24 protein-coding genes and 1 pseudogene are annotated in these 25,935 nt (G+C 63.7%); 9 read left to right on the top strand and 16 right to left on the bottom strand.

The window, feature by feature from the left end; genetic code table 11:
* The gene (locus tag LOY51_RS10630) at window positions 1-1,032 is read right to left on the bottom strand and encodes a 1-aminocyclopropane-1-carboxylate deaminase/D-cysteine desulfhydrase (RefSeq protein ID WP_125858234.1); all 1,032 of its coding nucleotides are present in this window, start codon (window positions 1,030-1,032) and stop codon (window positions 1-3) included.
* 227 nt (window positions 1,033-1,259) lie between these two features.
* Here LOY51_RS10630 and LOY51_RS10635 point away from each other — a divergent pair, with 227 nt between their 5' ends.
* Entirely contained in the window at window positions 1,260-1,979 is a 720-nt protein-coding gene (locus LOY51_RS10635) for an AraC family transcriptional regulator (RefSeq protein ID WP_125858235.1), read from the top strand.
* Window positions 1,980-2,206: 227 nt separating this feature from the next.
* On the opposite strand, the pseudogene LOY51_RS10640 reads toward LOY51_RS10635, so the two are convergent.
* From LOY51_RS10640 to LOY51_RS10695, 12 genes and pseudogenes are all read right to left on the bottom strand, one after another.
* A pseudogene (locus tag LOY51_RS10640) lies at window positions 2,207-2,467 on the bottom strand (hypothetical protein); the annotation flags it as partial.
* A gap of 46 nt (window positions 2,468-2,513) precedes the next feature.
* The gene (locus LOY51_RS10645; protein ID WP_125858236.1) at window positions 2,514-3,344 is read right to left on the bottom strand and encodes an oxidoreductase; all 831 of its coding nucleotides are present in this window, start codon (window positions 3,342-3,344) and stop codon (window positions 2,514-2,516) included.
* 193 nt (window positions 3,345-3,537) lie between these two features.
* Window positions 3,538-4,209, bottom strand: a complete 672-nt coding sequence (locus LOY51_RS10650) for an NAD(P)H-binding protein (RefSeq protein WP_258646107.1) — start codon at window positions 4,207-4,209, stop codon at window positions 3,538-3,540.
* A 12-nt stretch (window positions 4,210-4,221) separates the two neighbouring features.
* Complete coding sequence (locus LOY51_RS10655) at window positions 4,222-5,232, bottom strand: AraC family transcriptional regulator (RefSeq protein ID WP_125858238.1); 1,011 nt, start codon at window positions 5,230-5,232, stop codon at window positions 4,222-4,224.
* Between the two features lie 273 nt (window positions 5,233-5,505).
* A complete protein-coding gene (locus LOY51_RS10660; protein WP_323808601.1) occupies window positions 5,506-5,880 on the bottom strand; it encodes a RidA family protein in 375 nt (124 codons plus the stop codon).
* A 98-nt stretch (window positions 5,881-5,978) separates the two neighbouring features.
* Window positions 5,979-7,397, bottom strand: a complete 1,419-nt coding sequence (locus tag LOY51_RS10665) for an aldehyde dehydrogenase family protein (RefSeq protein WP_125858240.1) — start codon at window positions 7,395-7,397, stop codon at window positions 5,979-5,981.
* A gap of 12 nt (window positions 7,398-7,409) precedes the next feature.
* On the bottom strand, window positions 7,410-8,453 hold the full coding sequence (locus tag LOY51_RS10670; RefSeq protein ID WP_258646110.1) for a homoserine dehydrogenase: 1,044 nt from the start codon (window positions 8,451-8,453) through the stop codon (window positions 7,410-7,412).
* Window positions 8,454-8,657: 204 nt separating this feature from the next.
* Window positions 8,658-9,095, bottom strand: a complete 438-nt coding sequence (locus tag LOY51_RS10675) for an Lrp/AsnC family transcriptional regulator (protein WP_125463612.1) — start codon at window positions 9,093-9,095, stop codon at window positions 8,658-8,660.
* Window positions 9,092-10,477: a threonine synthase gene (locus LOY51_RS10680; protein WP_258646111.1), complete on the bottom strand. Its 1,386-nt coding sequence runs from the start codon at window positions 10,475-10,477 to the stop codon at window positions 9,092-9,094. Before LOY51_RS10680 ends, LOY51_RS10675 begins: the two co-directional genes overlap by 4 nt.
* Before the next feature lie 22 nt (window positions 10,478-10,499).
* The gene (locus LOY51_RS10685) at window positions 10,500-11,384 is read right to left on the bottom strand and encodes a LysR substrate-binding domain-containing protein (protein ID WP_125463614.1); all 885 of its coding nucleotides are present in this window, start codon (window positions 11,382-11,384) and stop codon (window positions 10,500-10,502) included.
* Window positions 11,385-11,431: 47 nt separating this feature from the next.
* Entirely contained in the window at window positions 11,432-12,871 is a 1,440-nt protein-coding gene (locus tag LOY51_RS10690) for an amino acid permease (protein WP_258646112.1), read from the bottom strand.
* Between the two features lie 143 nt (window positions 12,872-13,014).
* The gene (locus LOY51_RS10695; RefSeq protein ID WP_258646113.1) at window positions 13,015-14,292 is read right to left on the bottom strand and encodes a cystathionine gamma-synthase family protein; all 1,278 of its coding nucleotides are present in this window, start codon (window positions 14,290-14,292) and stop codon (window positions 13,015-13,017) included.
* Window positions 14,293-15,322: 1,030 nt separating this feature from the next.
* Here LOY51_RS10695 and LOY51_RS10700 point away from each other — a divergent pair.
* A complete protein-coding gene (locus LOY51_RS10700; RefSeq protein WP_125463617.1) occupies window positions 15,323-15,706 on the top strand; it encodes an avidin-fold protein in 384 nt (127 codons plus the stop codon).
* Between the two features lie 63 nt (window positions 15,707-15,769).
* Here LOY51_RS10700 and LOY51_RS10705 read toward each other — a convergent pair whose 3' ends face one another.
* Window positions 15,770-17,026, bottom strand: coding sequence for an NADH:flavin oxidoreductase/NADH oxidase family protein (locus tag LOY51_RS10705; protein WP_258646114.1), 1,257 nt, complete (start codon window positions 17,024-17,026; stop codon window positions 15,770-15,772).
* A gap of 127 nt (window positions 17,027-17,153) precedes the next feature.
* Between LOY51_RS10705 and LOY51_RS10710 the strand changes: the two genes are divergently transcribed.
* Both LOY51_RS10710 and LOY51_RS10715 read left to right on the top strand, forming a co-directional pair.
* The gene (locus tag LOY51_RS10710; protein ID WP_125466182.1) at window positions 17,154-17,594 is read left to right on the top strand and encodes a MerR family transcriptional regulator; all 441 of its coding nucleotides are present in this window, start codon (window positions 17,154-17,156) and stop codon (window positions 17,592-17,594) included.
* A 121-nt stretch (window positions 17,595-17,715) separates the two neighbouring features.
* Window positions 17,716-18,633, top strand: a complete 918-nt coding sequence (locus tag LOY51_RS10715; protein ID WP_258646115.1) for an acetoacetate decarboxylase — start codon at window positions 17,716-17,718, stop codon at window positions 18,631-18,633.
* On the opposite strand, the gene LOY51_RS10720 is transcribed toward LOY51_RS10715, so the two are convergent.
* The gene (locus LOY51_RS10720; RefSeq protein ID WP_258646117.1) at window positions 18,621-19,010 is read right to left on the bottom strand and encodes a hypothetical protein; all 390 of its coding nucleotides are present in this window, start codon (window positions 19,008-19,010) and stop codon (window positions 18,621-18,623) included. The genes LOY51_RS10715 and LOY51_RS10720 overlap by 13 nt on opposite strands.
* Window positions 19,011-19,197: 187 nt before the next feature.
* Here LOY51_RS10720 and LOY51_RS10725 point away from each other — a divergent pair, with 187 nt between their 5' ends.
* From LOY51_RS10725 to LOY51_RS10745, 5 genes are all read left to right on the top strand, one after another.
* Complete coding sequence (locus LOY51_RS10725) at window positions 19,198-20,091, top strand: LysR substrate-binding domain-containing protein (RefSeq protein ID WP_258646119.1); 894 nt, start codon at window positions 19,198-19,200, stop codon at window positions 20,089-20,091.
* 100 nt (window positions 20,092-20,191) lie between these two features.
* Complete coding sequence (locus LOY51_RS10730; RefSeq protein ID WP_125463622.1) at window positions 20,192-20,896, top strand: SDR family oxidoreductase; 705 nt, start codon at window positions 20,192-20,194, stop codon at window positions 20,894-20,896.
* 78 nt (window positions 20,897-20,974) lie between these two features.
* Window positions 20,975-21,478: a sigma-70 family RNA polymerase sigma factor gene (locus tag LOY51_RS10735; protein ID WP_125858253.1), complete on the top strand. Its 504-nt coding sequence runs from the start codon at window positions 20,975-20,977 to the stop codon at window positions 21,476-21,478.
* Window positions 21,475-22,437: a DUF4880 domain-containing protein gene (locus LOY51_RS10740; protein WP_258646121.1), complete on the top strand. Its 963-nt coding sequence runs from the start codon at window positions 21,475-21,477 to the stop codon at window positions 22,435-22,437. Before LOY51_RS10735 ends, LOY51_RS10740 begins: the two co-directional genes overlap by 4 nt.
* A gap of 121 nt (window positions 22,438-22,558) precedes the next feature.
* Window positions 22,559-24,967, top strand: coding sequence for a TonB-dependent siderophore receptor (locus LOY51_RS10745; RefSeq protein WP_258646122.1), 2,409 nt, complete (start codon window positions 22,559-22,561; stop codon window positions 24,965-24,967).
* Between the two features lie 3 nt (window positions 24,968-24,970).
* Here LOY51_RS10745 and LOY51_RS10750 read toward each other — a convergent pair whose 3' ends face one another.
* Window positions 24,971-25,834, bottom strand: coding sequence for a sensor domain-containing diguanylate cyclase (locus tag LOY51_RS10750; RefSeq protein ID WP_258646123.1), 864 nt, complete (start codon window positions 25,832-25,834; stop codon window positions 24,971-24,973).
* Window positions 25,835-25,935: the final 101 nt, after the last annotated feature.

The following is a 25,935-nucleotide window of genomic DNA, read 5'->3' on the forward strand; positions in this document are numbered from 1 at the left end:
CTACAGCTGCACAGTGGAAAGCCGCTTGATTTCGGACCAAGTGCGTTGCGCGTAGTGAGGATCGAAGAGTGAGTGATAGCCCCCCGTGTGCCAGAAGACCACTGGGCCTTCCAACTCCCCCTTTTTCGCGAGATCGATCAGCGCCGCGACTGCCTTGGCGCTATAGACGGGGTCTACGAGTATCCCTTCGGTGGTGGCAAGCAGGTCGATCGCTTCTATCACGCCCGGTGCAGGCAGGCCGTAGCCGTCGCCCAGATAGTCCTCGGTGAGGTTGATGTCGTTGCGTGTCAGTTCCACTTCTGCGCCGATGAGGTGGGCACCACCTTGGGCATAAGCGAGGTACTGGCCGGGTACGTCATCATAGACATCCTCGGCAACGACGATACCGCGGATGTTGCTTGGCGAACCGTGCAAGGTATTGCCCAGCACCAGTCCGGAGTGAGTGCCTCCCGATGAGCTGGCATGCACAATGGTGCCGATCGAACGCTCATGCGCGGCCATCTGTCCGTGAAGCTCGGAGTAGGCCAGGGCAAACCCGAGCGAGCTCCTCTCGGAGGCACAGCCGATGGGTAGTCGATAGACACGCTCCCCATTATTTTCCAGCTCATTGACCACGGCCTGAGCATGATCGGCGAGTTCAGCCCAGGTTGCATTGCCCACTAAGCGCAAGTTGGCGCCAAAGAGTCCGTCCAATAGCAGGTTGCCAACCGGCTCCCGTGGCGCGTCATGGCAGAGTACCAGGGTGCATTTCAGCCCTGTCTGCGCCGCTGCCGCCGCCACCGCCCGCGCGGCATTGGAAAGACGTGAGCCTTCGGCAACCAGATGCTTGGCGCCCTGGGCGATCGCATAAGCCAGTTCTACTTCGAGCTTGCGCACCTTGTTACCGGCAAGACCGACCGTTCCGATATCGTCGCGCTTGCACCAGACCTCGACGCCAATTTCAGCACTGAACCGCTTCAGGTATTGCACCGGTGAAGTGAAGCCCCGCAGATTCAGCCGAGGTAGTTTTTCAAGTGTATCGAGAGCATTCATCGGGGTTATCCTCGTGATGAGCATCGTACGTAACAGGAGAACGGCCTGAGGAGGAGCCGCCCGACCCAAGCCCATACTTCCTGTCGACGGTGCAAGTATGAGGTTGGCGCTATATGCTGAAATAACGAAAACCAGACAACGCATACAAGGTTCCCGACAACATGGCCGCTGCACCTGTCTCACCTGCCATTAGCTCGCCGCTACCGCATTCCGTTCTGTTAAGGACCATGCGTCTGACGGAAGTAACGTCCTACCCGACCGAGCGCCATGACTGGGGCGAATTCGTCTACTCGTTCAGCGGCGTGATCGAGTTGACTGTGGACAACCGTGAGTACCTGACACCGCCGCATTACGGCTTGTGGCTTCCGCCCCGAGCGGAGCATGGCGCCAGTACTCGGCCCCACGTGTGTTACTGCGTGCTGGACATTGCCCCGGAACGCTGTGTCAGGCTGCCCACCGAGGTCTGCACGCTGGCGGTCGGCCCCATTACCAAGGCAATCCTTGCGGATTTGGTCGAGCGCCAGGTTGATTACCCTCGAAACGATGACGATGTACGGTTGATGCAGGTGCTGGTAGACCAGATAAGCCTGGCGCCGCGTCGAGATACGTATTTACCGATCTCTACAGACCGGGCACTCAGTCAGGTGCTCGAAGCACTGCATCTGGAGCCAGGTGATAATCGTCCCCTGGAAGCATGGGCCAGTGTCGTACATAGCACCGAGCGCACGCTCTCGCGGCGTTGCCAGCGTGACCTGGGAATGTCATTTGTGGAGTGGCGACAGCGTCTGCGGCTGGTGAGAGCACTCTCGATGCTGGAAGACGGCGCCCCAGTGCAGACCGTCGCGCTGGAGTTGGGCTACAGCACTTCGTCCGCTTTCATTGCGATGTTCCATCGAATGATCGGGTCGACTCCGGATGAGTTCCGCAAACGTGTCGTACAGTTATAACCACGTCGACGCGCCCGGCTTCAAGATCCCAGTGCCGTATCGTGCCCTCGCAGAAGAGATGGAGTGCCGCTAAAGGTGGATGTAGCGAGCGAGGTGGGAACTCCAAATATGCATTTTTATGCTTCAAGCGTTAATGCTGAATGGCTCCTGCTCGCCATTTGTTGCCCTCCACCAAGGGCCACTTTGGACTGCTGTCGGCCAGCAGCAGACTGACCAATAAATAGATCTGTCGCCTTTTTTCGCACCGCCAGCCGTCGGGGTTGGGTATCGCCGATCAGTCCATAAGGGCCACGGCCAATCTCCAGGCAGATCTTCGGCAGCAGCCTGGTCTTTCCCGCACCAGTTTTACTGGCGATCACCGGCACTTGATGTCTTTCTAGCGCAACCTTGATCTCGTCGCGCTTGGCAGCAATCGGCAGGGCATTGTCATACCGCATGACTGCCAAGTTCAGGCACCTCGCTTCGATCTTGGCGCAGGACGCCTGATACACAAGCCAACAACTACTCTCTGCATGCGGAAAAGCAATTTGCCGCTCAACGGGTTTGGCTGAGTATGATGCGATCAAACAGACGGTCGCCGAGCCATACGCGCATGCGAATCAGCATCTTGGCGAATTTACCGACGGCGTAGCGTGTGCTGGGGTTACGGCTGACCACTGCCTTGGAAACCACGTCTGCGATCACTTGTGGGTCACTGCCCGTGTTATGCCCGTAGGTGTTCTTAATCGACTTGGTCACCATTTGAACCATCCGCCCATAGGGTCCGCTGGCAGATCGTTTGACGATGGACTCGGTGGCGCCGTCGCCGAAGCCGGTTTCAATCACGCCTGGTTCGACGATCACGACCTTGATACCGAACTCGGCCACCTCCAGGCGTAGACAGTCCGACCACCCCTCCAGGGCATGTTTGGTGGCGTGATACCAGGCGCCGAGGGCGCTGTACATCTTGCCGCCCATAGAGGTGATGTTAACTATGTGCCCGGCACGCTTCGCGCGCATTGAGGGCAGTAGCAACTGTGTAAGCCGTGCTGCACCGAACAGATTGACCTCGAACTGGTAACGGGCTTCGTCGAGACTGATCTCTTCCACAGGGCCATAGAGACCGAAGCCTGCATTGTTGACCAGGACGTCCACGCCGCCCGTTTGGGTCAGGATGGTCTGAACGCCACTGACGATTTCCTCGTCCTTGGACACATCCATGCGCAGCGCCTGAGCGCCAAGCTCTTTCAGGTCAGCCATCTTGTCGACGCTACGTGCGGCCACGTAGACCTGATAACCGTCCTTAATCAACTGCTTGGCAATCGCTTTGCCCATCCCCGACGATGCACCGGTGACCAGGGCTGTTTTCTTTTCTTTGCTGAACATGGCGAACCTCATGCGTTTTGATGTGGCCAGTCTGGCAAAACTAGAGAGGGTCGTATCTCGCACAATACGCCAGCGGACCTGCAGAGTGCGCCATCTCGGTGGCAATGCGCGCATGGGGCGCCTGCGCATGCGCCCAGCAGTGCTGCCAGGAAGCGACGTGCCCTGTCCTGGTGATTTCTCATTGCGATTTCGCTCAGTGTGCCTGTCCGATCTTGGCCATCGTGTCAGAGGCCAGTACGACCACGCCGTGGGCCGTCGGTACGGTCTGAACCAGTGCCAGGGCCACGGCACGTGCATGCACCGGACGATAGGTGCCAGGCAGCAGCGGTGCCAGCAACCTGGCAATAGGTATCGAGAGGATCTCGCCGATGCGCGGCGGCTGCCCCAAACCGTTACGGTGATCCAGCAGCAAAGAGGGCTGGGCAATGACCAGGGCCGTCAGGCCCATGGCTTTGAGAGCATCTTCCAGTTCACCCTTGACGCGGTTGTAGAACATTGAAGAGCGTGCATTGGCGGCAGCCGCGCTGACCAGCCCTACACGTCGTGCACCGGCCGCGACGGCTGCCCGGGCAACGGCCAGGTTAGCGTCGTGATCCACCGCACGGAAGGCCGCCTGGCTGCCGGCAACCTTGATCGTGGTGCCCAGTGCCAGATAAACCTCATCGGTTTGCGGTAGCGCGGGCAAGTGGTTGAAGTCCGCAAGGTGAACCTGAAGCTTGGGGTGGCTGACGGCCAAAGGGCGGCGGCTCAGTGCGTGCACCTGCGCAACCGATGGATCGCTCAGCAAGGCCTGTAACATCTGGCCACCCACCAGTCCGGTAGCACCGGTCAGCAGGACGTGGCGTTGTTTCTCTTGGACAGGCATCGGGTATGTATCTCAGTTCAGGCGCATGGTGTGGCGTGCGGTATCGGGGGTTTGCCCGGTCCAGTCCAGAAATGCGCGATAGAAGGAATTCGGGTCTTCAAAACCGAGCAGGAAGGCGATTTCCCCGCCAGATAGGCTCGTGCTGCCAAGGTAGTGGCGGGCCAGGCTCTCACGCGTGGTATTGACCAAGGCACGGAAGTTCTCGCCCTCATCCTCCAGCCGACGTTGCAGGGTGCGTTTGCTGAGCCCCAAGCGTTGCGCAGCCTTCTCGATCGTGGCCGTGTTGCTGGGCAACAGTTCGAGCAGGACGGCACGTACACGCTCGGCCATCGTCGCTGCCGCATCCAGTTCGCTGAGCCGACGACGCAGGTCGGGTTCGAACACGCGCCACATACTCTGATTGACGGTCAGGAAGGGGCGCAGGGCGTCGGCGGCGGCAAAGGTAATGCTCGGTGTCTCACCCCGCTGCACGGGGGTACCGAAAAACACTTCGTAGCGGCGGGCGTAAGTGCTCGACGGCAGTTGCGCAAGCGCCACGCGCAAGGCTTTGATGCGCTCGCGCGTGGCAAGGTTGGCCAGCCGCAGAAAGAATGCGATTTCGGCCACTTGCAACGAATAGGGCACCTGCGTTTGTACAGACAGCCAGCGTGGCGAAACCGTCATTTCTCCGTTTTTGCCCACCTCAACGTCCAGGCTCATCGGGGCGACGAGTTGTTTGTACTTTGCCAGACGCTGCACGGCCTGCATGAGGTTGGTACTGCACAAGGCGGCGAATAGCGGTGGGTCGAAGACCTCGGCCGAGACGGTTTCCACCAAGCGTAGCGGAAACATCGGATCATCTGCCTCCGACTCAAGGGCACGCCAGAAACGGAAGTATTCATCGGTTAGCAGCCCGTAGCCCTCACGGGAAAAGAGGTCGTCTGGCAAGCCGGCTTTGCGCAGCACGTGTTCAGGCTGCAAGCCAACATCTTTCAGAAGCGTCCGCCAGCCAATGTCCAAGGAGAAAGTGAGATTGCGTGCCATTGATCGAAACCGTTCTATGAGTCGCTGATACGCCAGGGAAGGCGTTTCAGGCCAGTTTAGTCATAGGGGGCGGTCCATATAATGCAAAATGCGCCACATGAATTGCGGTCGGTGCCACATGGTGGCGCACACGGTGAAACCCTGCAGTGCAGGCATCGTGATCAAGTACTGTTCGGACAAATGAGCGTCAAGCTCCGATGTCGCACCACTGATGCCGATGCGGCCGGCATGCCCGCGGTCGGCGTCCGTTACCCTACAAGGCATGCGCCCCTGTTACCGCGAGGCATCCGGATAAATGGATGTCGAGTGGTCTACTGCAAAAACCTGAACTTCAACCAGGTATCCCTCTCCCAGATCGGCCCCGACGCAAGCACGCACTGGCTTCGGATAGCCCAGCAGCCAGGCGTCGTAAACCTCGTTGACCTTTTCGAAATGACGGTAATCGGCCAGCCAGATCTGCACGCGGGTCAACTGCTCCTTGCCGACGTTGGCCTCAGCCATAAGCGCATCGATGGTGGCCAGCACTTGCCGCAGTTGCCCCTGAACATCCTCAAGCCTGTTGTCTGCTGCCACTCCGGCGGTCTCGAACACGCCCCGGTAACTGACTGCCAGGGACATTCTGTCCCCGGACGCTAAACGTGTGATCACAGGTGTTTCGCTCCTTTGCCAGCGGCATAGCACCGGGTAGTGCTGTGAGCGCGCCTACCCGGTCAAGGCCACCGAGGTGAATGATGGTGTGCTGAGCATCAACCGAGCTGGTTGATGCACACCACTTTGGGCTGGGTCATGTCTTCATAGGCAAAGCGCACCCCCTCGCGGCCCAGGCTGCCGTATTTGGAGCCGCCGAAGGGCATGGCATCGAACCGATAGTCGGAGGAGTCGTTGATCATCACGCCACCAGCCTCTATCCGCCGCGCCAGGTGCAGTGCCTTGGCCAGGTCCCGGGTGAAGACGCCGGCATGCAAGCTGTACTCCGGCGCATTCGCCCACGCAACCGCCTGGTCGATGTCGTCGAAGGGCGCCAGCATTACCACCGGCGCGAACGCCTCTTCACGCCACAGCCGGCTGCCGTGGTCAACCTGTTCCAGGACCGTTGGCGCGTAGGTGGCGCCTTGGCGCTGATGGCCACAGAGCAGCTGCGCACCCTCTTGCAGCGCCTGGTTCACGCATTCTTCAACCCGCCGCGCAGATGCTTCGTTGATCATCGGCCCCATGTCGGTTTCGCGCCGGCCCGGATTGCCCAGCACCATCGCACGGGTGAGCTCGACGAAGCGATCACGGAAGGCCGCATAGATCGAGGCGTGGACCAGGATGCGCTGGGTGCCGATGCAGTTCTGCCCAGCTGCCCAGAACGCACCGGATACGCAGGATTCCACCGTCGCATCCAGGTCGCAGTCTTCGAGCACCAGCACCGGGGCGTTGCCGCCCAGGTCCATGGCGAGCTTCTTCAGGCCAGCACCGCGGGCAATCTGCTCGCCGGTGGCAAAGCCGCCGGTGAAGGAGATCATGCGCACATCACGCAGGGCGACCAACGCCTTGCCCAGCTCGGCCCCGCCCGTGGCTACGGTCACCACAGCCTCCGGCAAGCCGGCATCGACCAGATACTGCACCAGCTTGAGCGCAGAAAGCGGGGTCAGCTCCGATGGTTTGAGGATCACCCCGTTGCCCCCGGCAATCGCGGGCCCCAGCTTGTGCGCCACGAGGTTGAGTGGGTCGTTGTAAGGCGTGATGGCCAGGATCAGCCCCAAGGGCTCACGGGTGAACCAGCCCTGGCGCGACTCCGAGCCTTCGTAGGCATCGAAAGGCACCACCTCGCCCGCGTTGCGTCGGGCTTCTTCGGCCGACAACCGGAGGGTGTTGATGCAGCGCTTCACCTCTTTTTCGGCCTGGCGCAGGGTCTTGCCTGCCTCGTCGACGATCAGGCCCGCGAAGTCTGGCGCATCGCGCTCGATCAGCCGGGCGGCCTGTTCAAGGATGCCGGCTCGGCGGTGTCGGGGCAGGGCGGCGCTGTCTTTGACGCCTTGGCGGGCGCGGGCGAGCAGGCCGGGCACTGCGTGCTCGCCCAGGTTGGCAACGCTGCCAACCAGGCTGCCGTCGTAGGGGCTGAACACGTCGATCAGGCCAAGCGTCTGGAGGGGCGCGCGCTGCACGGAAGTCAGGTTCATGAGCGTCGCTCCTCAGGCCGAGTGGCTGGAAGTGTGGATGGCGAGGATGTCCGACAGCAGGGCAAAAGCCGTCTCAATGCGCCCCGCACCAGGGCCGGATACCGTCACCGCACCCAGCAACTCGGTTTCGAAGGCGATGGCGTTGGTAGCGCCGGTAATCCCCGCCAGGGGATGGCTGCCCGGCAGCAAGCGGGCCTGCACACTGGCTCGCACCGAACCGTCCACTTCGCGGCGAGCGGCGCCGATCAGCTTCCAGTGCTCGCCCGACGCCTTGGCCCGCTCGATATCCTCGCGGGTGATCGCGCTGATACCGCTGCAGGCGACATCGCTGACCTGAAGGCACGCACCCAGCAACTCATTGGCGAGAATGACCACTTTAAGGCGCACGTCATGGCCTTCCACGTCGGCGGTCGGGTCCGCTTCGGCGTAACCCAGTTCTTGCGCCTTGGCCACGGCTTCGGCAAAGCCCAGGCCTTCTCCCATGCGGGTCAGGACGTAGTTGGAAGTGCCATTGAGGATGCCTTCGAAACCCACTAGGCCCGAGCCTGCCAAGGTCTGCCGGGCCATGCGCAGCACCGGCGTGCCGCTCATCACTGAGCCTTCGTACTCGAACGACACGCCATTGGCCTTGGCCAGCGCCTTGAGTGCCTGGGCATGCAGGGCGATCGGCCCCTTGTTGGTGGTGACCACGTGCTTCCCCGCTTCCAGTGCCCAGCGGCAGAAGGTGGCCGCGGGCTCACCGTCTTTCGGGTTGGTGAAGGTGGCTTCGGCGATGATGTCGGCCCCCGACTGCTTGATCACCGACTCGTTGAACGCCTCTGCCGAGCCTTGAGGAAGCTGCGCCAGGGCGCCTTTGCTGGTTGGTAGCGCGGCCAGGGTGGCTGCATCCAGGCCGTTGCGGTCGATCACCGAACCGAGGAACAGGTCGGTCACACCGACGATCTTCAGGCCAAAGCCCAGTTCCTGCTGCCAGCGCAGGTTGCGCTCGGCGATCAATTGGGCCAGGGCACGGTTAACACCGCCAAAGCCTACGAGTGCAATTTTGTATTCGGTCATGGGTTGTTGTCCTTCTCAGGCGTTGGTTGATGGGGACAGCCTAAGAGCCCGGCCATGCCAGTTGAATATGGCAATGCGCTGTATTTATTGGCCAATCTGGCCAGTGCCGGAGGCGCGCATTCGCGCCTGCAAAAACGACCACGCCGCCGGGGCTCGGGCCCAGGCGGCGTGGTGGTGGCAAGAGGGAGGGCGCTTACGGTCAGCTCAGATCACGCTCGACAACACGAACGAGGTCACTGTGTTCTCCACCCCCGGCATCGCGGCAATTTCCCGCCAGACGTGGTGCACCCGTTCCGGGCTTGCGGCCTCGATGCGCAGCAGCAGATCGAACTCGCCGCTCAGCACCTGGCACTGCACCACTTCCGGAATCTGCCGCAGCGCGTCGAGCACAGCGTCACCGCGCATGCGGTCGTAGCGGTAGACGAACACTAGCGCATTGATCAGCGACGCGGGCCGGCGCCCCTCGCCGATGCGCAAGGTGTAACCCTGGATGGCACCGTCGCGCTCCAGGCGCTCGATGCGTTGGCGCACCGCATTGCGCGACAGGTTGACCTTCTGCCCCAGCTCGGCGTGGGCGATACGTGCATTGGCCGTGAGCTCGGCGAGGATGCGCTCGTCCAAGGGGTCGAGGATGCGCTTCATCGAGCGGCCTGCAACGCGGTCAATACCCCGTGCAAGCCCGTCAGGTCATCCTGGGCCAGCAGCGGACCGTCCGGGGTTGCCACCGCGTACGCTGGCATCGCCCCTTGCCAGGCACCCAATTCGGCCAGCAGCGGCGCCGATTTTTCAGGGGCGAACTGCCCCAGGGTCACGATCGGGGCGCCGATATTGCGCCGGTGCAGGCGCCCGGCGAAGGCACCCGTGGCGGTATGCGGGTCTACCGCACTGCCGGTTTGCTGGAACAGCGTGGTGATTTCTTCGCGGATCGAGGCATCGTCCACCGCATAGGAGTCGAACAGCATGCGGGCCTGCAACCACTGGCGGTTGCCGATGCTCAATTCGCCACAGGCCTCGAAGTGCTCCATCAGCGCCCGCGTCGCCTCGCCGTCGCGCTCGTACAACTCCCAGACGAAGCGTTCGAGGTTGGAGAACAGCGAAAAGTCCATGGCGGGCGACAAGGTCCGGCTGGTCGAGACCCGGCTGTAGCGGTTGCAATGGATGAACCTGTGCAGGGCGTCATTGCGGTTGGTGGAGACGATGATCTGATTGATCGGCAGCCCCATCTTCTGCGCGATGAAACCTGCGTAAATCTCGGCAAAACTGGCCGTGGGGATACTGAAGCCCACCGGGCGTGTGCCCCCGCCCAGCTGCAGCGCAGCATGGAAATAGAAAACTATCTGTGCCAGTACTCCGACCCAGTTGGTCGAATTGAAACTGATCGGTATCAGCGCCGGGCAGGGCCATTCGCGCAGCAACCGGGTGACCAGCGACTGGCAATCGTCGAAGCTGCCGTTCACCGCCACGCAACTGACGCTGCCCGAGTCGGCGCCGCGCATCACCGCCGCGCGGTCCGCCGGGGTGCCGGCTTGCGGATACAGCGCCAGCAGGCGGGCCGTAGGGCAGTGGCGCAAGGCATCGATCGCGGCCACGGCCGTGTCGCCATTGCTGGCGCCCACCCAGATCACACGCTCACAGTTCTGGCCCAGGAAGTGCCTGATGAGCCGTGCCTGCAACTGCGCGGCAAAGTCCTTGGAGGATCGGGTTGGCCCGTGGAACAGCTGCATGATCCACTCGTTGTGGCCGATCTGCTGCAGCGGGGCGATCGCACGGTGCGCGAAGCCACGGTAGCTGTCGCTGACCAGCGCCCGTAACGTCGGCTCATCGAGGGTATCCCCTACAAAAGGTGCAATGACCCGCCAGGCCAGTTCGTCGAACGGCAGCCAGGACCAGCTGGCAATTTCCTGAGGGCTGAATTGCGGCAGCGACGCGGGCACGAACAACCCGCCATCCTCTGCCAGCCCTGAAAGCAGCGCCGTGCGAAAGTCAACTCGTGTCTCGCTACCACGCGTGGTTGTGTACTGCATCGTTGCTCCAAATGACTCGTGATTAGCGTTGCGCCATGGCCACCAGCCAGTGGCTGAAGGCCTGGGCGTCTGCGGGCAGCGCCTCACCCAGGCCGCGCACCAGGTAGAACGACTCGCTGGCTTCGATGCGCTGGGCGAACGGCGCTACCAGGCGCCCTTCCTGTAACAGGTCCTCGGCCAGGGACGAGCGTGCCAGGGCCACCCCCAGCCCCAGCTCCGCCATGCGCAAGGTGGACACCAAGGTGTCGAACTGCAGGCCGCTCGAAGAATCGACGCCCTCGGCGCCGACCCTCTCCAACCAGTACCCCCAGCCTTCCTCGTAACCCAGCACATGCAGCAGTGGCAGGCCTGCCAGGTCGCGGGGCTCGCGCAGCGGGCAGCTGGCGATCAGGGCGGGCGAGCAGACCGGCACCAGCAGGTCCCGGGTCAGGCGCTGCGCCTCGACGCCAGGCCATTCGCCATTGCCCCAGCGAATCTCCAGGTCATCCTCGGCATCGAGCTCCTTGACCCACAGGTTGCTGATGTAGCGGATATCCACCTGCGGATGCGCCCGGCGAAAGTCAGCCAGCCGCGGTGCCAACCAGAAGTGCAGGAACGACAGGCTGCCGCGCACCTTCAAGGGCCGTCGCTGGCGTTGCCCGAAGATCTCGTTGGTGCCTACCGCCAGGCGGCTGATGGCGTCCTGCACCACCGGCAGGTAGGACTGCCCCTCTTCGGTCAACCCCAGCCCCCGGGGCAGGCGCTTGAACAGCGCCACCCCCAGCTGGCTCTCCAGGTGACGGATTTGTTGGCTCACCGCCCCCTGGGTGAGGTGCAGCTCCTCGGCGGCATGGGTGAAGTTCAGGTAGCGCGCCGACACTTCGAAGGCCCGTAGCCAGTTCAAGGGGGGCAAGGTTTTCTGGCTCAATGGAAGCTCCTCATGACGACTGGTTCAGTGGCCCAGTATCACCTTGCTCAGGCGGCCTCGGTAGCCGTCTCGGCCATGTGCTGCGCCACCTGGCGACGCTGGCGATATTTGCAGGTCAGCCAGTACATGAAGTAGCACCAGGCAATGAACGGCAAGCCGAAGTACAACGCCACACGCTGAGCGGGGTCGAAGGCGATGCCCACGCAGGCCAGCAGGCAGCAGAACAGCGCGGCCAGCGGCACGAAGGGGTAGCCGCGCACGCGGAACTTGAGGTCTTCGAGCTTGCCGCCCGTGGCGATGTAGTGCCGGCGGAAGGCGATCTGGCTGGCCGCGATGCTCATCCACACCACCACCACCGCCAGCCCGGAGATCGACACCAGGGCAAGGTAAATGGTGTCGGGGGCGAACACGCCGCTGAGCAGCGAAGCCATGCCGCCCGCCATGCTCAAAACGATGGCGTTGAACGGCGTGCCGCGGCGTGACAGTGCAGCGAACTTGCGCGGCATGTTGCCTTGGTCGCTGAGGGTCCAGAGCATCCGCGCGGCGGCATACAGCCCGGAGTTAGCGGCAGACAGCAGCGCGGTGATGATGACGAAGTTCATGATGTCGGCGGCGTAGGGAATACCGATCATCTCGAACACCATCACGAACGGGCTTTCCACAAGCCCGGCCTGCTCGCGGGGCAACAGGGTGGCCAACACGAAAATGGTGCCGATGAAGAACAGCGCCAGGCGCAGCACCGTGGTGCGGATGGCCTTGGGCACGTTCTTTTCAGGGTCCCGGGTTTCGCCGGCGGCAATGCCGATCAGCTCGGTGCCGGAGAAGGCGAAGGACACGGCCAGCAAGGTCATGGCGATGGACCAGAAGCCGGTGGGGAACAGCCCTTCACGGGTGAAGTTGCCCAACCCGACACTGTGCGCCTGCTTGATGTCGAACACGCCCAGGATGGCGCCGCCACCGATGACCAGGAAGGCGACGACCGCAAGCACCTTGACCAACGACAACCAGAATTCCGTCTCGGCGAATGCCCGCACGGAAATGATGTTGGTGATGAACACCGCCGCGCCAAACAGCGCGCTCCACACCCATACCGGTGTGTCCGGGAACCAGCGCACCATGAGTATGCCGGCGGCGGTGAATTCCGAACCGATGGCGACCGTCCAGGTCAGCCAGTACATCCAGGCCACCATGTAGCCGGTGCCAGGCCCGAGGTAGCGGGTTGCGTAACTGCTGAAAGAGCCGACTTCCGGCATCTGCACGGCCAGTTCACCCAGGCACATCATCACCAGGTAAACCATTACCGCACCGATGATGTAGGCAATCACCGCGCCTAGCGGTCCCGCCTGGTTGACGGTATAGCCAGAGGTCAGGAACAGGCCGGTGCCGATGACGCCACCCAGTGCCAGCATGACGATGTGGCGGGTTTGCATATCCTGTTTGAAGGCATGCGCCGGGGCATTTTTGTTTGTGGTTATCTGCACGGACATTGTTGGAGTCTCATGAAAGTTGGCGGGCAAGGGCGTGCTACGACCTCGTCTTGGCAGCGCGAATCGAAATGCCTTGCATGTTGTTATTGTTCGACTTCATGAAGAGGCACCCGCCGCGGCGGGCGAGTGCCTTGGGGCAGGCTTCAGGCCTGCTGCTGGATCGGGCGGCCGGCCTCCTCGGCGCCACAGTGCGGGTCAGCCTGCCGCGCGAGTTCCGCGCGTACCGCGGCGCAGGCTTGGGCCAAGTCGGCCAGCAAGTCGTCGGTGTCCTCGATACCCACGGAAATACGCACCAGGCCCTCTGAAATCCCCAGCGCCTGGCGCTCTTCCAGGGTATTTTCGACGTGGCTGGTGGTGCGCGCCGGGCCGTAGATGGTTTCCACCGCCCCGAGGTTGCCGGCCCGATGGGCGTACTCGAGGCGTGGCAACAGGCGGGCCACGGTGTCCATGCCGCCTTTGAGCACAAAGCTCACGATGGCGGCGAAACCGCGCATCTGCGCCTTGGCGATGGCGTGGCCGGCATGCTGTGGCAAGCCGGGGTAGTTCACCGTTTCCACCAGCGGCTCGTTGCACAGGTACTCGGCCAAGGCCTGGGCACTGGCCTGTTGCTGACGCAGTCGAAGGGCCAAGGTCTTGATGCCACGGATGATCAGGTAGGCCGAGAACGGGTCCAATGATGCACCGTTGATTTCCCGGTAATGCCGCACCTGCGCCATCAGGTGCTCGGCACCACAGACCACACCACCCAGCACGTCGCCATGGCCGGACAGGAACTTGGTGGCACTGTGCACCACCACATCCACGCCCAGAGCCAGCGGGTTCTGGTTCAGCGGTGTAGCAAAGGTGTTGTCGGCCACCACCAGGGCACCTACTTTGTGCGCAGCAGCGCTCAGGCGGCGAATATCCAGCACCTTGAGCGTCGGGTTGGTGGGCGTTTCCAGGTACAGCAGATCGCAGCCGGCAGCGATTTCGCGCTCCAGGGCTGCGGTATCCAGGGTGTCGCACAGGCACACCTGCACGCCCATGCGCGGCAGGAATTCCTCGAAGATCTTGTTCGTACCGCCGTAGCTGTCGCGGGTCGACACCACCCGTTTTCCGTTCGCCAGAAAGGTGTGCAGCACCGCGCTGATTGCGGCCATACCACTGCTGAAGGCCACGGCCGACTCGGACTGCTCCAGCCCGCAAAGCTTGGCCTCCAGCGTGGCGACGGTCGGGTTGCTCATGCGGCTGTAGATGTAGCCCGGCAGCTTGCCCTGTGCCACGTCGTACCAGGCGTCGATGTCCTGATAGCCATACGCGGCACTGACCACGATCGGGGTCTGCGTCGCGTTGTAGGGGTGCTGGCCTTGCTCGCCACTCCACACCACCCGTGTGCCGACGCCCGCACCAGCAATGCCTGCAACCGCTTCGTTCTTGTTCATATCCAGTTCCTGCACGACTGTGATGACCACCCCGATGCCGGGGCGTTTCGTGGGGACTATAGGGGGAGGGCCTGGAACTGAAAAACGATGTATCTGGGGGCTCAGTAGCGTTTTTTTTAATGGCTGTGCCCCGAGGGATCTGAGTCAGAGGGCAGCGCTGTCGGAGATGGGCAGCCATCGGCATGCTCGACCAGCCATTGCAGGCTCTGGCGCGACGAGCCTGTCACCACCAGCGGGATACGCCTAGCAACATACCTGGGCAGCGGCCTTGCAGTGCCGAGTTGCCCCAGCGGCGAGTCGATCGGCCCGGGTTGCTCGGCCAGCAGCCGGCGCAAGTAGTCCACGCACTGCGCAAAGCGCTCGCCACGGTCGTCGTGGTCCAGCCTGTATGCGGGGATCCAATACCAGCAACTCTGATGACGCTCCAGAATACTGGAATGGAATCTATGTTCTCTGGGGCGAGAATAGAGGGCAGGAGTGGCAAGCTAAACTAAATATCGAAGCCTGGTGCATTGCAGTGATCCGATTCAACAGAGAAATCCAAAAGAAAGTAAATTCGATTCATATGCCCAAATATGATGAGTTATTTATTTGGCGGAGCTTGAGCACCATTGCTTTCAAACTATCACGCCCCGATCAGATCCGGTTCGATCTGTTTTCCTTGGGCCGATAGCGAACGACTGTGAAGGCCTATTTGGGGTGGCGAAGGGCGGCCACTTGCGAACGACCGCTATCGACCCAGAACTGCCATTGCGATGGTGCTGCTCTTGCTCATTTTTCCAGGCTGGCGCGAACCTTGTGGGAGCGGGTTTACCCGCGAAGCAGGCGACGCGGAGAGTGGCACGGGCTTCGCCCGTGTTCGCGGCGGTTCGACGCCTCGATAAACCCGCTCCCACAGAGATCACCTCTGGCATGACTGTCAGCTACGGGTCGATTGCTGCCATTCAAAGCCTGCACATGCCCCAACCCTTCAGGTAGAAGACTCATCGCCGCCTCGGGTAATGTGGCCGTTTCTAAAATGGATTTCGCCATGAAAGACTCACGACAGTCGGAAACTGATTTTCCCCAGATCGCAGCACGGCTGAACAACCGTCGATTCTCGGTAGCCAGTAACACCCAAGGGTTATCGGGTGCCGGCACGGTCTTCCATTATTCAGTCGACGATGGTGCCATCAACAGCACTTACCAAGGCGGACGGATCCGTACAGGTAACCAGGTAGGCCGCGTGACAGGCCCCGATACCATCGAGCTGCTTTTCCAGTGCTTGACCACCGAGGGCGAGCTTCTTGCCGGCTGGTCCCGAGGTACGGTGGGCGTTGATCAAGCAGGCCGCACGACCCTGCACTTTGTCTGGGGTTGGTTATCTGGCGCCACTGGAGGGGGTGAGTCCAATTACGTCGAGCTGATCGATTAGTACAACGCCGACCTTTTGGCTCGTGCGCGCTCTGCGCGTGAGGAGCCAGCCTCGGTCCAGGACTCAAACCGCACCCGAGCAACCCCCACGCTTGCCCACCTCCCGCATCCACCGCCGATACTGCCGCGTGCGCAGCGCATTGGCCAATTGCTGCAACACCAATGCCCGCAACGGCGACACCTGCGGATCCGGCGCTCGCCCAAGGCTCAGCCGACGCAGCTGGAACTTGACCGCCGCCATGTTGGCCAGCGAGGCCAGCGCCTTGTTCTTCCAGGTGATCGGCCGTAACTGCGGCGCCGGGTCGACGCCACGCTGCCAGTCGTTGGGCAGGCTTGGGGCGATGGCCAGGGCCGAGCCGATGCCGACCATATCCACGCCACTGGCTACTACCTGTTGGGCGACCGGCAGGCGGCGTATGCCGCCGGTGACCATCAGCGGCATCTGCGCGACCTGGCGGATGTCGCGGGCGAAGTCGAGGAAGTAGGCCTCGCGGGCGAGGGTGCGACCGTCGCGGGCTTCGCCTTGCATGGCCGGGGCTTCGTAGCTGCCGCCGGACAGTTCGATCAGGTCGACGCCCTGGCCGTTGAGCAGCGCTACCACCTGGCGGGCGTCGTCGGCGCTGAAGCCGCCGCGCTGGAAGTCGGCGGAGTTGAGCTTGACCGCCACCGCAAAGCCGGGTGAAACCACCTTGCGCACTGCTTTCACCACCTCCAGCAACAGGCGGGCGCGGTTTTCCAGCGGGCCGCCCCATTCATCGGTGCGGGTGTTGCTCAGCGGGGAGAGGAACTGGCTGAGCAGATAGCCGTGGGCGGCGTGAATTTCGACGCCGGTGAAACCGGCCTGCTCTGCCAGCTGGGCGGTCCGGGCGAAGCGGGCGATCACCTCGTCGATGATGGGGGCGGTCATCGCCCGTGGGGTGCCGAAGTGCTTGGACATGCTGCCCAGTTCCAACGGCACGGCCGAGGGGGCCCAGGTCTGCTGGCCGAGGTTGGCCTGCATCTGCCGGCCGGGGTGGTTGATCTGCATCCAGAACTGCGCGCCCCGCGAGCGGCCGACCCGCGCCCAGCGTTTGAACGGCTCCAGTTGCGCATCGTGCTCCAGCACCACGCCGCCCGGGCCAGTCATGGCGCGGCTGTCGATCATCACGTTGCCGGTGATCAGCAGGCCGGCGCCACCGTCGGCCCAGGCCTGGTACAGGCGCATCAGGCGCTCGGAGGGAGCCTGGTCGGTCTGCGCCATGTTCTCTTCCATGGCGGCCTTGGCGATACGGTTCGGCACAAGCGAACCATTGGGCAGGGTGAGCGCAGCGAACACATTCATGGCAACGGCCTCGAGGGGGAGTGGCTCGACCTTAAGCTTAAAGGCAACTTTAAGGTCAACAGTTTTTGTGGGATAACGCGCCTTGGGCGATGCCATCGTCCAGTGAACGCATTCAGCGAGGTGAATGATGAAAATCGGTGAACTGGCCAAGCGCAGCGGCCTGGCGGCGTCGCGTATCCGCTTCTACGAGGCCAGCGGGCTGATCAAGGCGGTCGAGCGCCGGGCCAATGGCTACCGCGACTATGGGCCAGAGGCGGTGTGGATCCTGGAGATCATCACCGGTGCCCAGCGCGCTGGCTTTTCGCTGGAAGAGATTCGCCACCTGCTGCCGGTGGGGCCCAATGCCTGGCGCAAGGACGGCCTGCTCGACGGCCTCAAGCGCAAGGTGGCCGAGATCGAAGCCATGCAGCAGCGCCTGGCGCAGAGCAGGGCGCAGTTGCTGATTGCCATCGACAGCATTGAGAACCGGCCCGAGGGCATGCCCTGCGACGACAACACCCAGCGGGTGCTGGAGCGCCTGCGCGAGGAAAGCGCAGGGGCGGCCAAGGCTCATCGGGTTGTGGAGTGAGCCTTGGATGAACGCTTGACCTTGAAGTTGAGTTGAACCTTAGAGTGATTGACGCGGGCTGATCATCGGCACGCCCCCTCGGCTGCCCGGCGGGTCAATCTTCGAGAAAGGTCAAGCAGATATGGACAGGCGATACACCAAGGTCGAGTTCGGCACGCAGCAGGTCGAGGTGCTGGAAGGGGGGTACTACGACCGCTTCCGGATGAACCCCGACCTCGACCAGGTCGCGCGCGACCCGGCCGCCGGAGACATCACATTCTTCCGGAGCATCCCCAAGCAGCTGGTGCAGTCCCGGGTCGGGCCGGTCTGGGCGCCGAATTTCTATTACCGCTCTGCCTGCATCCAGCTGTTGTACCTGGCCCCCCTCGGGCGCCTGCGGGCGAGCCTGCCGGCGGCCCTGGAACCCTTGAGCCCGTTGCCGGGGTACGGCTTGGTGGCGCTGAATTTCTTTTCCTATGGGGTGTGCGACAACGATCCCTACGACGAGGTGTCCGTGGCCATCGTCATCCGCCGCCCTGGTGCCCGAGGGCCCCACGCGCTGGAGTTGCTGGATGCGATGCGGCGGCGCAGTTTCTTCGCCCATGTGCTGGCGCTGCCGGTCAACACCGAGATCGCCCGGGTGCGTGGGGTGCTGGGCTATCAGTTGCCCAAGTGGCGCACGCCGATCGAGGTGGATATCGGCACCAGCGTGCAGGCGCGGATCGCCGCCGCCGACGGCAGGCCGGACCTGAGCTTGCAGGCGCCGTTGCCCGTGCTGCGCACGCTGGCATCGCAATCGAGGATGGGCACGACGACCATGGTCCATCAGGTCGACGGCCAATGGCAGCAGACCCAGGTGCTGGCCAATCCGCTGTCCTTTGCCCAGCGCCTGCTGCCTCGGGGCGTGAAACTGGTACGCCATGGCGGCCCGTTGAGCCAGTTGCTCGACGGGCTGGGGGCATCGACCCTGGTGCGGTTGGATGTGGTCAAGGAGGCGCAGGTGGTACTGCACCTGCCCGCGCCTTTGGCTGGGCTGGGGCAGGCCGGTCAGCGGCGATAGTAGCGACGGTCATCGTAGTAGCGATCCTGCCGGGCGCGGTCGTGATAACGCTCCCAGTTGTGCCGCCGTTCCATTTCGCGGCGGTATTGCTCACGGCGCCACTGCTCTTTGCGCCATTGCTCGCGGCGCCAGTCTTCGCGGCGGTCATGCCAGCGGTCATCACGGTAGTAACGGTCGTCATGGGCCAGCAGCGTTGCGGGCTGCTCGGCGACTGTGCTGGCCAGGCTCGGCCAAGGGTTGGCGGGAGCTAGGGCCTGGGGCGCCGCCACTTCGGCGGCATGCACGGGGCTGGGCGTCTTCATCGGCGAAGCGTTCGCCGAGCCCACTGCCACAAGGGCGAACAGGCCAAGCAGCATGCGTGGGGTAGGTAGTTTCATGGGTGAAGACAGCCTCTGAAAGACAGTTGAAGGTGTGGCCAGCCGTCCGCGTCAGCGTTTCGCTTCGGGCTTGTGCAGATAGACCGGCAAAAAGGAAAAAGTTCTGGGGCCTGCCGCTTTTATAGCCATGGCTGAAAACCCTTGGCACACTGGACCGCATTCTGCAGCCAATAGAATTCCTACCGCCATGTCAGCCGCATTCCCCTCGCTGCCCTCACTCAACGCCCTGCGCATGTTCGAGGTGGTCGCCCGCCACCTGAACTTTCGCCTCGCCGCCGAGGAGCTGGGTGTCACCCAGGCGGCCGTGGCCCAGCAGATTCGTGGCCTGGAGGCCAGCCTGAACATCCGCCTGTTCGAGCGCCTGCCCCGTGGGCTGGGCCTGACTGACGCCGGGCGCGCCTACAGCTCCAGCGTGCGCGGCGCATTGGCGATGATCGACGAGGCGACCCGGTTGCTGCGGCCTCAGCCTTCGCAGCTCACGGTCAGCGCGACACCGAGTTTTGCGGCGAAATGGCTGATCCCAAGGCTCGGCGATTTCGCCGAAAGCCATCCGGACATCGACCTGCGCCTGTTGGCCAGCGACCGGCTGTCGCACTTCCAGACCGATGGCGTCGACCTGGCCGTGCGCTATGGCCAGCCACCGTTCGGTGCGGGGCTCAATGCCGAGCTGTTGATGGAGCAGAGGTTGGTGGCGGTGGCCAGCCCGCAGTTGCTGGCGGAAAAAGGCGCACCGGCAACCTTTGCGGCGCTGCAGGGGTTTGTCGCGCTGCATGACGCCCATGACTTCTGGCCGATGTTCACGGCGGCGCTGTTCCCAGGGCAGGGGCCGGGGGCGGCGCGCAACCTGCGTTTCAACCAGACCTCACTGGCGATCGACGCGGCCGCGGGCGGGCAGGGCATCGCGCTGGCCAGCCACGCCTTCGTCAAGGGCGATATTGCCGCCGGCAGGCTGGTCCAGGTGTTCCCCCAGCAGCTAAAGCTGGACAAGGCGTTCTTCCTGGTGTGGCCGCGCAAGGCGCAGCAGCCTGCTGCACTGACAGTGGTCAAGGCTTGGCTGAAAGAGCAAGTAGGCGATAGCTGAGCTACTGGCTCGCGAAAGCCCGGCTGTCTCCCTCGACGGCTGCTTGGCTGCTAGGGTGAATGAACCTGCAAGGCAGGGTTCATCTTCCCCAGGAGGCAGCATGTCAGTACAGAAAGTAGCAATCATCACCGCCGGCGGCAGCGGCATGGGCGCGGCCGCGGCCCGGCGCCTGGCCGCCGACGGCTTCAAGGTCGGCATCCTGTCGTCGTCGGGCAAGGGCGAGGCGCTGGCCAATGAACTGGGCGGTATCGGCGTGACCGGCAGCAACCAGTCGGTCGAAGACCTGCAACGCCTGGTCGACGCGGTCATGGCCAAGTGGGGCCGGGTGGATGTACTGGTCAACAGCGCCGGCCACGGCCCCCGCGCGCCGATCCTGGAAATCAGCGACGAAGACTGGCACAAGGGCATGGAAGTGTACCTGCTCAACGTGATCCGCCCGGCGCGGCTGGTGACGCCGATCATGCAGCGCCAGCAGGGCGGGGTGATCATCAACATCTCCACCGCCTGGGCCTTCGAACCCAGCGACATGTTCCCCACCTCGGCGGTGTTCCGCTCGGGGCTGGCGGCGTTCAGCAAGGTCTTCGCCGACACCTACGCAGCCGACAACGTGCGCATCAACAACGTGCTGCCTGGCTGGATCGACAGCCTGCCGAAAACCGAGCAGCGCCGCGACATGGTGCCGATGAAGCGCTACGGCACCAGCGAGGAAATCGCCGCCACCATCGCCTTCCTGGCCAGTGACGGCGCGGCCTACATCACCGGGCAGAACATCAAGGTCGATGGTGGTTTGACCCGCAGCGTGTGAAACACGCGTCTGGATGCAAATGAATGATAAGTATTACCATGTGCGACTTTCATTCATTTGCCGCCGGAGATTCGCGCCATGAACCCAGCCAACCGCCATGTCGTCGGCGATCTCTACCTGCGGCACCACAGCTGGGTAGTGAGCATGCTGCGCAACCGGTTGGGTAACCGCGAGCAGGCGCTGGACCTGGCCCAGGACACCTTCGTCAGGCTGTTGCGCAGCGAGCTGCCGACGCAGTTGCGTGAGCCACGCGCCTACCTGGCGACCATCGCCGGACGCCTGTGCCTGCAGCACTTTCGCCGCCAGGCGCTGGAGCGCGCCTACCTGGACAGCCTGGCGCTGCTGGAACCGCAGCATCAGCCCTCGGAGGAAACCCGCCTGCTGGTGCTCGAAGCGCTGGATGCGGTGGGGCAGGTGCTCGATGGCCTGGGCAGCCGCGTGCGCGAGGTGTTCCTGCTGTCGCAACTCGACGGCCTGACCTACGCGCAGATCGCCGAGCGCCAAGGTTTGACCGTCAATGTGGTGCAGAAAGCCATGCTCAAGGCCTATCGGCACTGCTACGCGTCGGTGTACGGCGAATGAGGCCGCAACCGGCAGATGCGCAACGGCTGGACCCGGCCGTGGTCGAGCAGGCCATGCTGTGGATGGTGCGCCTGCAGTCGGGGGCCAGCAGCGAGGCCGAGCGGCTGGCCTGCCAGCGCTGGCGCCAGGCGAGCTCGGCCCACGAACTGGCCTGGCAGCGCCTGGATGGCCTGGGCCAAGGCCTGCGTAACGGTACGCACGGCGTGCCGGCGGCGCGCAGCCTGCTGCAGGCGCGCAGCCGGGTGTCGCGGCGGGCCTTGCTCGGCGGGCTGGCCGGGGCCGGGGTGCTGCTTGCCAGCGGCTATGGCGTGCATCAGCGCAGCGTGCTGCCGACGCTGCTCAGCGACTACGGCACCGCCACCGGCGAGCGGCGCAGCTGGCGCCTGGCCACGGGGCTGACGGTACAGCTTGATACGGGTAGTGCACTGGATGGCGATCAGGTGGCCGGTCAGCAGGTGCTGACGCTCAACCGTGGGCGCGTGCTGGTGGAAACAGGGCAGGGCGCCGGCATCAGTGTGCGTGCGGGGCAGGCGCGGATCCTGCCGGGCGTGGGGGCACGGCTGGTGGTTCAGCAGCAGGTGGCCGCCACCCTGGTGCAGGTGCTCGACGGCAGGGTGCTGGTGGAAGACGGGCAGGGTGTGCGTGCGGGGCTGGAAGGCGGCTGGCAGCAGCTGTTCGCGGCAACGGGCGCTGGCAGCGTGACGCCATTGCCGGTGGGCGCAGCGGCCTGGACCCAGGGGCAACTGGTGGCCGAGCGCATGGCGCTGGGCAGTGTGTTGGCCGACCTGGACCGCTATCGCAAAGGGGTATTGCGCTGCGATCCGCGGGTGGCCGGGTTGCAAGTCAGCGGCACCTTCTCGCTGGACCAGCCGGAGGCCAGCCTGGACCTGCTGGCCGAGGTGTTGCCGGTGCGGGTGCAACGGGTGCTGGGTTACTGGGCCACGGTAGTGCCGGCCTGAATTTCACCGCGCAAAAAAACTTGCCCATGCCCGGCAGGTTTTCATTTCTCGCGCATCAGTACAGGCAAACGCGCTGAATCTGCAGCGCCTCGCCCACGCCTGTCTGCCAAGGATTGTCTCGATGCTGTGTCGCCTTACCCCTCTCGCAAGCCCGCTGTTGCTCGGCCTGGCCGTGGCCGCGTGGCACCTTCCTGCCCAGGCCGAAGAGCGCCGTTTCGATATCGCCCCTGGCACCCTCGACAGTGTGCTCGGGCAGTTCGGCCAGCAGGCCGGGGTGATGGTCGCCGTAGACTCTCAGGCCTCCCGGGGCGTGCACAGCCCCGGCCTGCGCGGTCAGTTCGCGGTTGAGCAGGGCCTGGCCATGCTGCTGGTCGGCACCGGGCTGCAGCCGGTGCAGGTCAGCAGCGACCGTTATCGGCTGATCCCCCAGGCAGCCGACAACGGCGTCATGGAACTGGGCGCCACCAGCGTCAACGCCACCGGGCTCGGCGCGACCACCGAGGGCACCGGTTCCTACACCACCGGGGTGACCAGCACCGCCACCAAGATGAACCTGTCGATCCGCGAGACCCCGCAGAGCATCAGCGTGATCACCCGCCAGTTCATGGACGACCAGCAGCTCACCAGCATGTCCGACGTGCTCAAGCAGACCCCGGGCATCACCATGTCCCAGGATGGCGGCGAGCGCTTCAACATCTATTCGCGCGGCAGTGGCCTGAACACCTACCAGTTCGACGGCATCACCACCTACCAGGAAAACCAGACCCGCACCATGCCCAGTACCCTGCTGGACATGGCGATCTACGACCGGGTCGAGGTGGTGCGCGGCGCCACTGGCCTTATGACCGGCGCGGGCGACCCCAGCGGTGTGGTCAACGTGGTGCGCAAGCGCCCGACCCGGGATTTCCAGGCCTATGTGCAGGGTGGCCTGGGCTCGTGGAACTATCGGCGCCTGGAGGCCGATGTGTCCGGCCCGCTGACCCCCGAAGGCAACCTGCGCGGGCGCCTGGTAGCGGCCAAGCAGACCAACCACACCTTCATGGACTGGTATAAGCAGGACAAGGACATCGCCTACGGCGCGCTGGAAGCCGACCTCACCGACACCACCCTGCTGCGGGTCAGCATCGACCACCAGCGCTATCGTCCCACCGGCGGCCAGGGTGTGCCGCTGATCTACAACAACGGCACGCCGACCGACTTCTCCCGCTCCACCAGCTCCGGGGCGCGGTGGAACCTGGACCGCTTCGAGACCACCAACTACACCATCGGCCTCGAGCAGCAACTGGCTGGCGACTGGCAGCTGAAACTCGGCACCACCTACATGGATGTCGACCGCTACGCGTTGTCGGGTGCCTATTACAGCTCATCGAACAACTCCAACATCAGCCCTGACGGCAGTGCCAAGATCGACCAGAGCGACGCCACCGCCACCCAGCGCCAGCGCGCGATCGATGCCACCTTGCAAGGGCCGTTCGAACTGTTCGGGCAGACCCACGAACTGATCTTCGGCGCCAACTACTTCGACTACGTCAATCGCCATCACTCCGACGGCACCGATGACGCGATCGTCGACTTCGACACTTGGGGCAACGAACTGCCCAAGCCGAACAGCGACACCTTCACGCCGGTGCTGGACTACGATGTCGACACCCGTCAGAGCGGCTACTTCACTGCCGCGCGTTTCAACCTGAGCGACAGCCTGCACCTGATCCTCGGCGCCCGGGCCAGCAACTACCGCTATCACTACTACCTGCGCAGCCTGCCCGACGGCGCCCCGAATACCTACGGCATGACCGAGCGCGGCGTGGTCACGCCCTACGCCGGGCTGGTCTACGACCTCACCCCCGAGCAGTCGGTGTACGTCAGCTACACCGACATCTTCAAGCCGCAGTCGGCCCGTGACCGCGACGGCAAGTACCTGGAGCCGGTGGTGGGGAAAAACTACGAGACGGGTTGGAAGGGTGAGTTCTACGATGGGCGCCTGAACAGCAGTGTGTCGCTTTACCTGGTCGAGCGCGACAACGTCGCCGAGCTTGATGGCGGCGCCAAGGTGCCGGGCACTCGCGACCAGGAAGACGCCTACCGCGCCGTTAGCGGCGCCAAGACCAAGGGCATCGACATGGAGCTGGCCGGCGAGTTGGCCACGGGCTGGAACGTGCAGGCCGGCTACAGCCATTCGCGCACCGAGGACGCCGATGGCCAGCGGCTGACTGCCCAGTTGCCGATGGACACTTTCCGGCTGTGGAACACCTACCAGCTACAGGGCGACTGGCAGCGCCTGACCCTGGGCGGTGGGGTCAACTGGAACTCCAGCAACTCGGTGTATTTCTCCCGTTATCGCACCCGCATCACCCAGGACGACTACGCCGTGGTCAACCTGATGGCTCGCTACCGCTTCAACGAGCACCTGAGCAGCACGCTGAACCTCAACAACCTGTTCGACGAGAAGTACTACACCGGCTTCTCCGGCAGCTGGGGGCATTACGGCGCGCCACGCAACGTGATGATGAACCTGCGTTACGACTTCTGACCCTCAACCCGCCGCCCGGCGCCGCCGTTTCTGCTGGTACATGTCGTCGTCGGCGCGGCTGAGCAGGGTGTCGGCGTCCTCACCGTCATCGGGGTAGCAGGCTACGCCGATGCTACAGCTGGGCATGCCGATATCGCCGAACTCAGGGCCCAGTGGCTCGGCCATGACGGCGAGGATCTGGGCGATCTGCTCGGCAACCGCAGCGGGCGACGAGATATCCGGCAGCAATACGGTGAACTCGTCGCCGCCCATGCGCGCCACCGTGTCGGTGGCCGCCACGCAGGCTTCCAGGCGTCGGGCAATGGTGCACAGCACGCGGTCGCCCGCCGCATGCCCGTGTACATCGTTGATGCCCTTGAAGTCGTTGATATCCAGGAACAGTAACGCCAGTGGACGCTGCTGGTGCCGTGCGTTGTGCAGCGCCGCAGCCAGGCGGTCGTTGAACAGCGAACGGTTGCACAGTCGGGTCAGCGGGTCGTGATGGGCGAGGAAGCGCAGCTCCTGCTCGGCCTGGGTCAGGGCGGTCACGTTGCGCGCCACGCCGATCCGCGCACCCACCTCGTCGGACCAGAACGCCGCCCACAAGATGTGCACCACCGCACCATCCTTGCGGATGTAACGGTTACGGAAATCGAAATGGGCTTGGCCGTTCATGATGCGGATGATCGAGGCGCGGGTCGCCTCCAGGTCGTCCGGGTGCATGTAGCGGGTGATCGGGGTGCCGGTGAGTTCGTCGGCACGGTAGCCCAGCAGCGCTTCGCAGGCGTTGCTGACGAACACGATGGTGTTGTCCCGGTCGACCACGAACACGGTGTCCAGCATCAGGTGGATCAGCTTGGGGTACAGCGCTTGCAGGTCAACGGGCATGGGGCTGGGAGTCCGCTACGGTGGGCTCGATCGTGGCCTGATCGCGAAGGGCGGCGGCGAGTGGCCCGGTCGGCAGCGGGGCAGGGCCAGGCAACGGTTCG

It is taken from the genome of Pseudomonas sichuanensis (genome assembly GCF_024749065.1).
Taxonomy (GTDB): domain Bacteria; phylum Pseudomonadota; class Gammaproteobacteria; order Pseudomonadales; family Pseudomonadaceae; genus Aquipseudomonas; species Aquipseudomonas sichuanensis.